Annotated in this window: 12 protein-coding genes; 7 read left to right on the top strand and 5 right to left on the bottom strand. The window is 66.2% G+C overall.

Annotated features, from left to right (window positions below):
- Nucleotides 1–58 precede the first annotated feature (58 nt).
- From AC1RQC_RS16130 to AC1RQC_RS16145, 4 genes are read left to right on the top strand one after another with little or no spacing between them, the layout of a single operon-like run.
- A complete protein-coding gene (locus AC1RQC_RS16130; protein WP_492883955.1) occupies nucleotides 59–910 on the top strand; it encodes a hypothetical protein in 852 nt (283 codons plus the stop codon).
- A gap of 5 nt (nucleotides 911–915) precedes the next feature.
- Nucleotides 916–1,518, top strand: coding sequence for a hypothetical protein (locus tag AC1RQC_RS16135; RefSeq protein ID WP_492883957.1), 603 nt, complete (start codon nucleotides 916–918; stop codon nucleotides 1,516–1,518).
- Nucleotides 1,436–1,969: a PoNe immunity protein domain-containing protein gene (locus AC1RQC_RS16140; RefSeq protein WP_492883959.1), complete on the top strand. Its 534-nt coding sequence runs from the start codon at nucleotides 1,436–1,438 to the stop codon at nucleotides 1,967–1,969. Before AC1RQC_RS16135 ends, AC1RQC_RS16140 begins: the two co-directional genes overlap by 83 nt.
- Before the next feature lie 36 nt (nucleotides 1,970–2,005).
- Nucleotides 2,006–2,305 carry a hemagglutinin repeat-containing protein gene (locus AC1RQC_RS16145; RefSeq protein ID WP_492883961.1) on the top strand — a complete coding sequence of 100 codons (300 nt, stop codon included), beginning with the start codon at nucleotides 2,006–2,008 and terminating at the stop codon, nucleotides 2,303–2,305.
- A gap of 31 nt (nucleotides 2,306–2,336) precedes the next feature.
- On the opposite strand, the gene AC1RQC_RS16150 is transcribed toward AC1RQC_RS16145, so the two are convergent.
- Nucleotides 2,337–3,308 (bottom strand): tripartite tricarboxylate transporter substrate-binding protein, encoded by a 972-nt coding sequence (locus AC1RQC_RS16150; protein WP_492883963.1) that lies wholly within the window; start codon nucleotides 3,306–3,308, stop codon nucleotides 2,337–2,339.
- Nucleotides 3,309–3,538: 230 nt separating this feature from the next.
- Between AC1RQC_RS16150 and AC1RQC_RS16155 the strand changes: the two genes are divergently transcribed.
- Both AC1RQC_RS16155 and AC1RQC_RS16160 read left to right on the top strand, forming a co-directional pair.
- Entirely contained in the window at nucleotides 3,539–4,267 is a 729-nt protein-coding gene (locus AC1RQC_RS16155) for a GntR family transcriptional regulator (RefSeq protein WP_492375188.1), read from the top strand.
- 132 nt (nucleotides 4,268–4,399) lie between these two features.
- Complete coding sequence (locus tag AC1RQC_RS16160) at nucleotides 4,400–5,893, top strand: fumarate hydratase (protein WP_492883965.1); 1,494 nt, start codon at nucleotides 4,400–4,402, stop codon at nucleotides 5,891–5,893.
- Nucleotides 5,894–5,914: 21 nt separating this feature from the next.
- On the opposite strand, the gene AC1RQC_RS16165 is transcribed toward AC1RQC_RS16160, so the two are convergent.
- Entirely contained in the window at nucleotides 5,915–6,142 is a 228-nt protein-coding gene (locus AC1RQC_RS16165) for a DUF3820 family protein (protein WP_043354709.1), read from the bottom strand.
- Nucleotides 6,143–6,269: 127 nt separating this feature from the next.
- On the opposite strand from AC1RQC_RS16165, the gene AC1RQC_RS16170 reads away from it, so the two are divergent.
- Nucleotides 6,270–6,734, top strand: a complete 465-nt coding sequence (locus tag AC1RQC_RS16170; RefSeq protein ID WP_492375190.1) for a DUF2127 domain-containing protein — start codon at nucleotides 6,270–6,272, stop codon at nucleotides 6,732–6,734.
- Here AC1RQC_RS16170 and rrtA read toward each other — a convergent pair.
- The 3 genes from rrtA to AC1RQC_RS16185 form a co-directional block, all read right to left on the bottom strand.
- Nucleotides 6,709–7,323: a rhombosortase gene (gene rrtA, locus AC1RQC_RS16175; RefSeq protein WP_492883967.1), complete on the bottom strand. Its 615-nt coding sequence runs from the start codon at nucleotides 7,321–7,323 to the stop codon at nucleotides 6,709–6,711. The genes AC1RQC_RS16170 and rrtA overlap by 26 nt on opposite strands.
- The gene (locus AC1RQC_RS16180; RefSeq protein WP_492883969.1) at nucleotides 7,310–9,793 is read right to left on the bottom strand and encodes an ExeM/NucH family extracellular endonuclease; all 2,484 of its coding nucleotides are present in this window, start codon (nucleotides 9,791–9,793) and stop codon (nucleotides 7,310–7,312) included. The genes rrtA and AC1RQC_RS16180 overlap by 14 nt, the downstream gene beginning before the upstream one ends.
- Before the next feature lie 125 nt (nucleotides 9,794–9,918).
- Nucleotides 9,919–12,027, bottom strand: a complete 2,109-nt coding sequence (locus AC1RQC_RS16185; protein ID WP_492807116.1) for an ExeM/NucH family extracellular endonuclease — start codon at nucleotides 12,025–12,027, stop codon at nucleotides 9,919–9,921.
- Nucleotides 12,028–12,167 lie beyond the last annotated feature (140 nt).

Raw genomic sequence — 12,167 nt, forward strand, 5'->3', positions numbered from 1 at the left:
CGTAGCGGTACCACAGGTGTGTACTGCGCAAGATCAAGTCATACAGGAGCAAACGAATATGCCTAGCCTGGCACAAATGATCGACCACGAGCAGTGGGATGAAGCTTATGCTTATGTTCGCCGGCAACAGAATGCCATCGTGCCGGAAATCCGCGCTATCGCGGATGACCCAAACACAAGCAGCACCACGAGGTACATTGCCTATAGCTTTCTGCGAAAGGTGCCTACGCTGGAATCAGCACTTTTGTTGGCGCACGGGCTGGGAGAGGGCGGTAGAGACAACAGCGTATTCGGCCTGATCGAAAACCCCCGTGCCGAGGTCTACCCGATTCTCAAAGCGAAGCTCCAACCTCCAAAGGAGGAGGAAAACAAGAACCTTCTGCTCACAATGGCGCAGATGCCCGTGCCACCGGAGCAGCGCATCGCCGATCTCAAGCCCTATCTAGCGGCAAAAAACTACGGGGTGCGCGTCGGCGCGGTCTTCGGCCTTGCGCTGCTGGACGACCCCGGCAGTATGGAGTTGATGGCACGCGCCCTAGGCTCGGGGGTTCGCGGCAAGAAGGAAGTCCCACTCATGATCTTCTATCAGTTCCGCGCATGGCGCACGCCGAGATTTGTGCCGATGCTGATTCCCGTGCTGAACGACCCCATGCCGATCAAGGATATCGGACTGCGCCGCTATAACGCGGATGGCAGCGAATCGGCCATGACGCCGGAAGAACTGCGCTATCTACGCGCCCGCGACTACGCGCTGAACATCCTTGTCAAGACGCTGAACATCGACGTTCCGTTCAAGATCGAGGACGACGTGACTTATTCCAAGGAGCAGCGCGAGTTGGTCAAGCAGAAGCTGCGTGACTTGGGCTACACGGTGACCGATGAGCCCCATCCGCTCACGAACGGAGTCTAAGCAAGATGGCCGACATGGACCCGCAAGGCATCCCCTCGCCCGAGCCGGGCAACAAACCAGCAGCCGGTAACGATTCGCAGCCGACGCGAGCCGAAGGCGTCAAGCCGACGCCTCGCTGGATTCCGCCGCCGCGAACTGTTGAGCAGCGTATGGTCACCACCGTCCGACAACGCTGGGCAAGGTGTCTTTGCCTGAGCCTGCTGCTTGCCAGCACCATTGCATTGCCACAAACATGGGCTGCGCAAGATCAAGTCATACAGGAGCAAACGAATATGCCTGGCCTGGCACAAATGATCGACCACGAGCAGTGGGATGAAGCTTATGCCTATGTTCGTCGGCAACAGAATGCCATCGTGCCGGAAGTCCGCGCTATCGTGAGCGACCCAAGGACGAGCAGTACCGCGATGGAAATCGCCTTCGGCTTTCTGCGAAAGGCGCCTACGCTGGAATCAGCACTTTTGTTGGCGCACGGGCTGGGAGAGGGCGGTAGAGACAACAGCGCATTCGGCCTGATCGCAAACCCCCGTGCCGAGGTCTACCCGATTCTCAAGGCAAAGTTGCAATCACCAAAAGAGGAAGAAAACAAAAACCTTCTATGCACTGCTTGATCGGGTCATAGCGACACGACAGTTAGATCGCAAGATCGGAACGAAAGTCTGCCAAGCAAGTCCTTATGCCAGATTGTTGAAAGCCATTGAGGCACCGCCGAGTAAACAGGCCAACCTCTTGAGAGAGTTCGTACAGCATTGGTATGAGGAATTGCATCGCTCACCAGAAAGGCCAGGACTGTCAGGAGCTACTGCAGTATATGATCGTCCGTATTGGTACACTCTGGGAGACAAACAACTGGAAGACAGTGGATATTTTGGGCGCTGGTGCATTGAGGCTGTTGCTGTCGCCAAGGCATTCGGTATAGGCGATAGCCTCTGCCTTGACCATCCCAACTACCCCGGCGATTTGCTGATGGATGGTCGCAGCCCTCGGTATCCTGATGCGGTAGCTGCAGACCAGCCAAGTGCTCCTGCGCGAGGGTGGTTGCAGCACCTGCTCGGCAAGTGAGCTGTAGTTGTGTGGCTGTGTATCGGTCAGGATGGAGTGGCCTTGGGCATTACCGCCAATGCCAGTGGCTCCAGGGGCAAAGGCGTCACCTGGAGCAACACCCGCGTCAATGCTGGCGAGCGCTTGACCCTGGAGTCCGGTGGCGACACCACCCTGCGCGGCGCGCTCGCCGGCGGCAAGCAGGTGGTGGCCGGCGTCGGAGGCAACCTCAACATTGAGAGCTTGCAGGACACCAGGCCCTTCAAGGGCAAGGACCAAAGCCTCGGCGGCAACGCAGAATGGACTGGTCACCACGGGACCTACGCCGTTAGATGCCGGAATGGTCACCATTGTTGAACTCGACTTGATCGAGTGCGCCGAGCCGCCATCAATCGAGCTTGATGTCCGCCGCTGTGATCACGGCCTTCCACTTGGCCACTTCGGCCGCGGTGTGCTGGTTTAGCGCGGCGGGTTTGTAGGCGGCGTCCGGCAGCAGCTGGATGCCCTGGTCGGCCAGCTTCTTCGCAAACTCCGGGTCGGCGATGGCCTTGGCGAACGCGGCGTAATTGCGGGCGATAACGTCCTTGGGCGTGCCCTTTGGCGCATACAGGCCGTACCAGGTGGATGCCTCGAAGTTCGGCACCACGGTTTCCGCCACGGTGGGCACGCCGGGGAACTGCGGCACGCGCAGCTTCGCCGTCTGCGCGACGGCGACGACCTTGCCGCCCTTGACCTGCGGCAGGGCAGTGTTGGTCTGGTCGAACATGCCGTCGACCTGGCCGCCCATTACGTCCGTCAGGGCCGGGCCGGCGCCTTTGTAGGAGACCGGGGTCACCTTGATTTTGGCCTGCTGGGCGAACATGGCGGCGACCAGATGCGAGGTGGAACCCACGCCCGCGTTGCCGAAGTTGAGCTTGCCCGGATTGGCGCTGGCAAAGGCGACCAGGTCCTGCACGGTCTTGAACTTCGAGTTCGCGCCGACCAGCAGCACCAGCGGCGTGTCGGGGAAGCGGAACACGCCCTCGAAGTCCTTGACCGGGTCATACGACAGCTTCTTGTACAGCGACGGCGCCGCGGCCATATAGCCCATATGCCCGACCAGGAAGGTATAGCCATCGGGCGCGGCCTTTGCCGCCTTGCCCGCGCCGATGGTGCCGCCGGCGCCGGCCTGGTTCTCGATCAGCACCGGCTGGCCCAGATCGCGCCCGACGCGGTCCGCGATATTGCGGGCAAGCGCATCGGTTGGGCCGCCGGCGGCGAAGGGCACGATCCACGTGATCGGGCGGGTGGGGTAGCTTTGCGCCAGCGCACTGGTGGACAGGGCTAGCAGGGCCAGGGTGGCGCCCAGTTGCTTGGTCATTGTTGTCTCCATCATCGAGGTGGTTTTGGTTGTTTTGATCGGTAGTTTTGAGATGATCGGTACTGTTTATATGTACATTTTTCATATATGTTTAAACATATTCTAGGAATGTGGCACTCGACCGTCAACCCGGATCCGCATCTCGTTTACCCTTTACGCTTGGCTTGCGGGCCGCCAGGCGCTAGCATTTGCTACGCCTCAGGCACATCGATCGATCATTCAGGGAACCCATGGAGCCACGCCACGCCGAGTTGACCAAGGCACTTATTCACGACATCACGAGCGGGGTCTATCCGGTAGGGTCAAGCCTGCCGGGCGAACTGGAACTGGCCGAGAAGCACGGCGTCAGCCGGGGCACCGTGCGGGTGGCGCTGATGCGCATCCAGGAGCTAGGCCTGGTCTCGCGTAAAAAGCGCGCCGGCACCCGGGTGGAAGCCGCCGCGCCGCGCAGCAGCGAGTACACGCCCAAGCTCTCCACCATCGACGAGCTGGTGCAATACGGCGCCGCGACGCAGCGCGTGATCCACGGCGTGCGCGAGATCGTGCTGGACATCGAACTGGCCACCCGGCTGGGCTGCCCGCCGGGCTCGCGCTGGCTGCATATCGAGACCTCGCGCACCAATCCCGAAGCGCCATCGCATCCGTTGTCATGGTCCGATGTCTACGTGATGGCGGCTGACGGCGCCAAGATCCGCAAGCTGCTCAAGACAGATCCCGGCCTGATCAGCGAACTGGTTGGCAAGACTACCGGGCGCCTGGTCAAGGAAGTGCGCCAGACCGTGCGGGCGGTGGGCGTGCCCGCTGCGCTCGCGGAGGTGCTGGGCACCGCGCCCGATGCGCATGCGCTGGAATTCGTGCGGCGGTATTTCGACCAGTCGGACCGGTTGTTCGAAGTGGTGGTGAGCTTGCATCCGGCCGATCGCTTCACGTATTCGACGGTGCTGCAGCGTCAGGGCTGAGCCTTAGCCAGCCCGAAGATCGTCCGGAGACGGGTGGCCAAAGGATTTGCTTTCCGGTGGCGGGGCGTGTCATTATGTATAGACATAATTGAATCGCGCAGCCGCTGTTCGGCATGCTGCGCCCACCCCGCCATGACTGTGATCCTCCAGGAAGACGTCGTCGACACCATTGCCGACGCGCTGCAGTACGTCAGCTACTACCATCCCGCCGATTTCGTGCAGGCGCTCAAGCGCGCCTTTGCCGCCGAGCGTGCCGGCGCGGCGCGCGATGCCATCGAGCAGTTGCTGGTCAACAGCCGCATGAGCGCCGAGGCGCACCGGCCGATCTGCCAGGATACCGGCGTGGCGCAGGTTTTCATGACCGTGGGCATGGACGTGCGCTTTGCGGCGCGCGATGGCGCAGCAAAGCTGTCCGTGCAGCAGATGGTGGACGCTGCCGTGCGCCGGGGCTACACGCATAGCGCCAATCCGTTGCGCGCCACCATGGTTGGCTCGGCCCTGGGCGAGCGGCGCAACACCGGCGACAACACCCCGGGCTTCCTGCAACTGGAACTGGTGCCCGGCAACACCATCAAGATGACGGTGGTGGCCAAGGGCGGCGGCGGCGATGTCAAGGCGAAGTTCGCCACGCTCAACCCAAGCGATTCGCTGGTCGACTGGATCCTCGCCGCCATCCCGCAGATGGGCGCCGGCTGGTGCCCGCCCGGCGTGCTTGGCGTCGGGGTGGGCGGCACGCCGGAGCAGGCCATGCTGGCGGCCAAGCGCGCGTTGTTCAGCCCCATCGATATCCATGCGCTGCGCGACAAGGGGCCCGCGAACGACACCGAGCGGCTGCGGCTGGAACTGTTCGAGCGCATCAACGCGCTCGGCATCGGCGCACAGGGGCTGGGCGGGCTGGCCACCGTGCTGGATGTCAAGGTAGCCGCGCTGCCGTGTCACGCTGCAACGCTGCCGGTGGCGCTGATTCCCAATTGCGCGGCCACGCGTTTTGTCACGGTGGAACTGGATGGCTCAGGCCCCGCGCGGCTGGAGCCACCGCCTGCCGATACCTGGGATGGCATTCCCGGCGCATTGACCGCCAAGCCAGGTCGCGTGGTCGACCTGGACAATCTGGATGCCGCGCAGGTGGCGCAATGGCAGGTTGGCGAGACCTTGCGGCTGCGCGGCCGCCTGCTGACGGCGCGCGATGCCGCGCACAAGCGGCTGGTAGCCATGTTGGATGCGGGCGAGCCGCTGCCGGTGCCGCTGCGCAATCGCGCGATCTACTACGTGGGGCCGGTCGACGCAGTGGGCGACGAAGCGGTGGGCCCGGCAGGGCCTACCACGGCGACGCGCATGGACAAGTTCGTGCCGCAGTTGCTGGAGCAGACGGGCTTGCTGGTGATGATCGGCAAGGCCGAGCGCGGGCCAGTGGCCATCGAGGCTATCCGCCGCCACGGCGCGGCCTACCTGATCGCGGTGGGTGGCGCGGCCTACCTGATCTCCCGGGCGATCCGCAAGGCACGCGTGCTGGCCTTCGCAGAGTTGGGGATGGAGGCCATCTATGAGTTCGAGGTGGAGGACATGCCTGCCACAGTGGCGGTGGATGCCGCAGGGCGGTCGATTCATCGGATCGTCGCGAGCTGAGGCCCGCAGCGCTCCGAGGAGCTACGCCTGGGGCCGATAGCGCCCGCGCAGCGGATCCAGCAGGCTGGTCAGGCCGTTGTGGTCGAGTTCGTGCATCAGGGCCAGCAACTGGCCGATCTCGCCCGGCGGAAAGCCTTCGCGCGCAAACCAGTTCAGGTAGGTGCCCGGCAGGCTGGCGATGACGCGGCCCTTGTACTTGCCGTAGGGCATGGTGCGGGTGAGCAGGAGTGGCAGGTGTTCGGGATTCATGGAGCGACCTCAGGCGGGCCTCGGATGGCGCCGGCAAGGGGATGTTACCAGCGTGCCGCGCCCGGTTTGCCGCCGCCGGCCGCGCCGGGGTACGATCCTGACCTCACCGCTAACGAGGACAAGCAAGATGGCAAAGCAAGGCACAGGCGCTGGCCTGAAAGGCATCGCCCTGTTCGAAGCCGCCAAGGGCGTGCTGGTGATCCTGGCGGGGCTGGGCCTGGTGGCGCTGCTGCACCGGGATGCGCAGGCGCTGGCCGAGGCCATTGTGGCCCGCTTGCACCTGAACCCGGGGAGCCGCTACCCGACCATCTTCCTGTCGCTGATGGCCCATCCGAGCGACGCGCGGCTGTGGGCCATTGGCGGATCCGCCGCGATGTACGCAGCCATGCGCCTCACGGAGGCCTACGGCCTGTGGCGTCAGCGCGTGTGGGCGAAATGGCTGGGCGTATGGTCGGGCGCGGTCTACATTCCGGTGGAACTGTACGAGGCGGTGGCGCATCCCAGTGCGATTCACATCGGGCTGGCCATCGCCAATGTACTGATCGTGGCCTACCTGGCCAACAGCATCAGGCGCAATCCGGCCGGCGCCTAGCCATCGCAGGCGCCTCCCGGCGTGGCCAGGCCAGCAATGCGCCGGCGGCCAGGCCGTACAGGTGGGCGCTGGCCACGACCGGGCCGCCCAGCCACGCGCCTGCGTCCTCGGCGGGCCCCGCCAGAATCTGCCAGCCTGCGCGCGCCGCCAGCGCGAGCAGCAGCATCGCCGCGAGGCCATCGCGGCGGGCCCGGGGCAGCAGGGCGACCATGGCAAGCCCGTAGTTGATGCCGGAGAAGCCCGCATAGCGGAGCAGCCCCGGCTCGCCGGCTAGCAGCAGCAATCCTGTCATGGCAGCCAACGGCGGCACCACCTGCCAGGCGCGCATGCGCGCCGGCTGGATCGCCGCCAGCATCAGCAGGCCCGCCACGTTGAGCAGACAGTGCGTCCAGCCGAGATGCACGAAATGGCAGCTCAGCAGGCGCCAGGCTTGGCCCGCGAGCATGGCCTCGCGGTCGAAGCGCAGGGCCTGCATCAGCGCAGGCCCGGCAGCCTGGAGCGCGACCAGCGCCAGGGCCAGCAGCAGCCACCCGCCAGCGGCGCGCCGCCTGCCAACGTGCACGTCAGCGTGCATTTCAGCGGCGGGCAACACCGCCTGCAATGCCGCCTGCCAAGCGGCGCCATGCCGCTGCGGCCAGGGCGCCGGCCAAAACCAGCAGCATCCACGTGTCCGCTGCGCCGGTCCCGGTGTCGCCGCCCTGGCTGGCGGTGGCGCCACCGGCATTGCCGTTGCCCGCACCCGCTTGCTCACCCTCCGGCGCAAGGCTGTCGTCGCGCAGTGCGAGGTCCACCAGCACCGGGTCGTGATCGGACGAACGGTAGGCATCCGGCGCGTAGAACGACGTTTGCTGATCCGCGCTCTTGAAGGCCACCGAGTACTCCAGGGCAATGGGTTCATCCGCATTGATATGCCACTCGCTGACCGCGCGGATGCGGCTTGCCGCGGCGTCATTGGCCAGTGCGTGGTCGATGTAGCCGGCCTCGCCGCCAAAGACATAGCTATAGGCGCCGGCCCCGATGAAGCGCGCCACCATGTCGGCGTAGCCCTTGTCGGCAAAGAGGCGGATCGGGTCTTCCTTGGCGTAGCTGTTGAGGTCGCCGATCAGCAGCTTGCCGTCATCCGCGACGCCGGTGGGCGAGGTGGCAAGCCAGTCGGCGATCTTGCCGGCGGCGGCGAGGCGGGTCGGGTTCCAGCAGCTCTGGCCATCGCCCTGGTCGGCGTTGGTGCCCGTGGATCCGGTGCAGCCCTTGGACTTGAGGTGGTTGACCACCACCGTGAGCTTGCGGGACTGGCCGGGCAGGCGGAAGGTGCGGGCCAGCGGCTGGCGGTTCTTGTCGTCGATGGCCAGCGTGGCAGGCACACCCACGGGCTCCACGGTGCGGCTGTTGTAGATCAGGGCGACCTTGATGGCGTCGCCGCCGAGCTTGTCCACGCCCGGGTCGACAAAGCGCCAGTCCGCACCGAGCTTGCCGACCAGCCGCTGGATGGCGCTGAATTCGCCATAGCCGTCGTTCTCGATTTCCATCAGGCCAACGACATCGGCATTCAGCGCTTTGAGGGCGGCCACGATCTTGGCTTCCTGGCGCTCGAACTCCGCCAGCGTCTTGGCGCCGCGATTGTTCGGGTCGTCGAAGCCCGCGCCCTTGCCATCGCCGTTGAAATAGTTCAGCACGTTGAACGAGGCCACCCGGATATCGGACTGGGCCGCGCGTGCCGGCGCGCTGGTGCGCGGGTTTGCCGTGGCCTGGAAGGCCGGGGCGGGCGCGCCGGGCACGGTCTGCAGGCGCCAGCTGCCAAAGCGCATTTCCAGCACGCCCTGCACATTGCTGACGGTGTAGCCGCCGCGCAGCGTGTTGGCCGCGCTCAGGCCCGGCGCGGGGAACGGCACGACCGCCGGGTTCTGCTTGTTCGAGCCGTCGTCGAGCACCAGGCGGTTCAGTGCGTTGGCCGCGGCCTGCGCGGCCGCGCCGGCCTTGGGCAGCGCCACATTGGTCGGCAGCGGCAGGCGGCCGTTGCTCAGCAGCACGCTGCCGTAGCGGCCCAGTTCATAAGTCTCGCTGACTGTGAGGGTTTGCGGCAGCCGCACCAGCATGCCCTCGAAGGCAGCCAGCGATTGCGCGGTCTGCGCGGGCAGCGTGATTACCGCGGGCGTGACGGTCTGGCCGTTGCCGCAAACCGCCACAGTGCTGGCGAGCGCCAGCTGCGTCTGGCCGAACTTCTCCTCGACCTTGCCAACCAGGTGGACAAGGTCGCCGGCACGGGCACTGGTCGAGGGGGCGTACACGAACAGTCCCTCGGACACGCCGGGACGGTTCTGGCGCTGGGCATCCGCCTGCTGGACGAAAAAGCCGCCGAAGCCATCCGTGCCGGGATAGTCGGCCGTCACCACCGCCTCCACGTCGACCGTCTGCCCGGCCAGCGGCGAGGTGGCGCCGGCGCCCTGGATATCGGCGATCAACGTGGCCGGGGCGCCGCACTGCGCGGTGACCGGCGGCAATGGCGCCGGCGCGTTGTTGTAGTAGCCAAGGTCGGCGAAGGCATCGGTGCCGAAGCCGTCCCACTGCAGCGCCGGATCGAAGGCCCCGGTGCTGTCGGTGTCGCCGGCGACCAGCCCGGCCTTGCGGCGCAAGGTGTTGTCCTTGGTGGTGGAGGCGCCGGTGCCCCAGGCGCCGCCGGCAGGCTGCACGCCGACCTGCCCGAAACGGTCGATCACGGTGCCCGCGCGCGTCAGTACCAGCGCGTCGTCGCCGTTGAAGGTAAATGCGATGACCTGGTTCAGGCGGCTGCCGAGTGTGGCCGCCATGCTGGTATGCGCCATCACGTAGACCGCGCCGGGTGCCAGTGTGCCGCTGAGCGTGAAGGTGCTGGTGGGCGCCGTGGCGCCGTTGTTGTATTGCTGCAGCTTGTATTGCGACAGGTCGATCGCGGTAGCATCCGGGTTGTACAGTTCGACGGCCTTGTTGTTGGAGGTGCCTTCCACGACCTCACTGATGATCAGGTCGGCATGAGCGGGCAGGGCGATGGCAAGCAGGGCGGCACTAAGGACGGACAGGCGCATGTGGGGCGGCTCGATGGGTTGGGTTTTGCAAAGTCCGTGATGCTATTGAGCGCAGGTGACAGGGGCATGAATGGCTGGCATACATTTGACCGCCTCCCCCCGGCCGCCCCGGAGAAGCACGCGGCTCACGCCCGCCAGCGCGGCAGGACGCGGCGCACAAACCAGTGCCACGCGGTGAGCGCCGTGGCGACCGCCAACGCCCAGAGCAGCCAGGGATCCGTGGCGCCAGCGCCGGCTTGCGCCTTCTCGATGGATTCCTTGCTGCCATTCGCGCCGTTGCCACCGCTGGTGCCAGTGTGAGTGCTCGTACTTCCCGCGCTGTCGTCTGTGCCCGCCGTGCCGCCCGTGGCCACGCCATCGCTGCGCATGGCAAGGTCGACCACCAGCGGGTCGTGGTCGGAAGAGCGATAGGCGTCGGGTGCATAGAAGGATTGCTGCTGCGCCTCGCTCTTGTGGGCCAGCGCATAGGCCAGGGAAATCGGCTCGTCGGCGTTGATGTGCCAATGGCGCGCCGCGAGGGTGCGGCTCGCCGCCCCCGCATCGGCGAGCGCGTGGTCGATGTAGCCGGCCTCGCCGCCAAAGACATAGCTGTAGGATGGGGTGCCGGCTTCTGCGAAGCGCGCAATCATGTCCGCATAGCCGCGCTCTGCCAGCAGGCGGATCGGGTCTTCCTGTGCGTAGCTGTTGAGGTCGCCAATCACCAGCTTGCCATCGTCCGGCACGCCGGTGGGCGAGGTGGCCAGCCAGTCGGCAATGCGGCTGGCCGCCGCCACGCGCGTGGGATTCCAGCAGCTCTGGCCATCGCGCTGGTCCGCATTGACGCCGCGGGCGTCGTTGCAGCGCTTGGATTTGAAATGGTTCACCACCACCGTAAGCTTGGCGGGATGGCCCGGCAGGCGGAAGGTGGCGGCCAGCGGCTGGCGGGTTCTCGCGCCCAGCGCCAGGGTGGCCGGCGTGCCGACGGGTTCCACGGTGCGGCTGTTGTAGACAAGTGCGACCTTGATGACGTCGCCGCCCAGTTGCTCCCGGCCAGGATGGATGAAGCGCCAGTCCGGACCGAGCTTGCCCGCGAGCCGGTGGATGGCGCTCAGCTCGCCATGGCCATTGTTTTCGATTTCCATCAGGCCGATCACGTCGGCATTCAGGCCTTGCAATGCGCTCAGGATCTTGGCTTCCTGGCGGGCGAACTCGGCAGGCGTCTTGGCGCCGCGATTGCCGGGGTCATCGAAGCCCGCACCGCGGCCGTCGCCGTTGAAGTAGTTCTCGACATTGAACGCCGCCACGCGCAGATCGGTGCGGGCGGCGCGCGCCGGGGCGCCGGTGCGCGGATTGGTGCGCTGGAACGCCGGCAGCGGCGCACCGGGGAGCGGCTGGACGCGCCAGGCGTTTGCGCGCCATTCCAGCACGCCCCGCACATTGGCGACGGTGTCCCCGCCGCGCAGTGTGTTCGATGCGCTCAGGCCCGGTGCGGGATGGATGACGCGCGGCGGGTTTTGCCGGCTGTAGCCGTCGTCCAGCACCAGGCGATTGAGCGCATTGGCGGCAGCCTGTGCGGCGGCGGCTTCCCCGGGCAAGGCCACGTTGGTGGGCAGCGGCGGGCGGCCGAGGCTGAGCACCACGCTGCCGTAGCGGCCGAGCTCGAAGGTCTCGCTGACGGTGAGGGTCTGCGGCAGCCGCACCAGCATGCCCTCATAGGCCGCCAGCGAGCCCGTGTGCGGCGTGGGCAGCGTGATGGTTTCCGGAGTGACCGCCTGGCCCGCCGCGCACACCGTGGCCGGGCCGGACAGCCTAAGCCGCATCTGGCCCGCGCGCTCCTCCACCGTGCCGAGCACGCGCACCAGATCGCCCGCCCGCGCAGCCGCGCGCGGCGCATGGACGAACATGCCCTCGGATACGCCGGGACGGCGCTGGCGCTGGGCGTCGGCCTGCTGCACGAAGAAGCCGCTAAGGCCGTCGGCGCCCGAGTAGTCGGCCGTGACCACCGCCTCCAGCGCGACCCTTCGCCCGATCGACGGCGTGCCCTCGCTTTCGTCCCGCAGGTTCGCGATCAGCGTGGCCGGCGCTCCGCATTGCGCGGTGGGAGGGGCCAGCAGCGCACGTGCCTGATCGCGATCGCCCGCGTCGGCATGCGCGGGCAAGGCAAAGCAGAGCAAGGCCAGCCAGGGTGGCAGGCAGCGCGGCAGAATGCGCGGCAGGCAGCCGTGCAGGAAAGGCTTTGGCAAGAACAGGCGCATGGATGGGTCTCCAAGGTCTCGGCGCAATGTGGGTCCGGATGGACTGCTGATGCCAAGCGTAAAACCCAGGGCCGGCTCGCGGATTGAGCCAATTCTCATACTGGGCGCGGCGCAGACTCTGCGAGAATGCAGCCTTGTCC

Source organism: Cupriavidus sp. GW822-FHT03E04, from assembly GCF_058801495.1.

Bases quoted from the DNA above. Each gene is read 5' to 3' on its own strand.
- AC1RQC_RS16130 (WP_492883955.1), top strand. From the start codon at position 59: ATGCCTAGCCTGGCACAAATGATCGACCACGAGCAGTGGGATGAAGCT.
- AC1RQC_RS16135 (WP_492883957.1), top strand. From the start codon at position 916: ATGGCCGACATGGACCCGCAAGGCATCCCCTCGCCCGAGCCGGGCAAC.
- AC1RQC_RS16150 (WP_492883963.1), bottom strand. From the start codon at position 3,308: ATGACCAAGCAACTGGGCGCCACCCTGGCCCTGCTAGCCCTGTCCACC.
- AC1RQC_RS16155 (WP_492375188.1), top strand. From the start codon at position 3,539: ATGGAGCCACGCCACGCCGAGTTGACCAAGGCACTTATTCACGACATC.
- AC1RQC_RS16160 (WP_492883965.1), top strand. From the start codon at position 4,400: ATGACTGTGATCCTCCAGGAAGACGTCGTCGACACCATTGCCGACGCG.
- AC1RQC_RS16165 (WP_043354709.1), bottom strand. From the start codon at position 6,142: ATGAATCCCGAACACCTGCCACTCCTGCTCACCCGCACCATGCCCTAC.
- AC1RQC_RS16170 (WP_492375190.1), top strand. From the start codon at position 6,270: ATGGCAAAGCAAGGCACAGGCGCTGGCCTGAAAGGCATCGCCCTGTTC.
- AC1RQC_RS16180 (WP_492883969.1), bottom strand. From the start codon at position 9,793: ATGCGCCTGTCCGTCCTTAGTGCCGCCCTGCTTGCCATCGCCCTGCCC.
- AC1RQC_RS16185 (WP_492807116.1), bottom strand. From the start codon at position 12,027: ATGCGCCTGTTCTTGCCAAAGCCTTTCCTGCACGGCTGCCTGCCGCGC.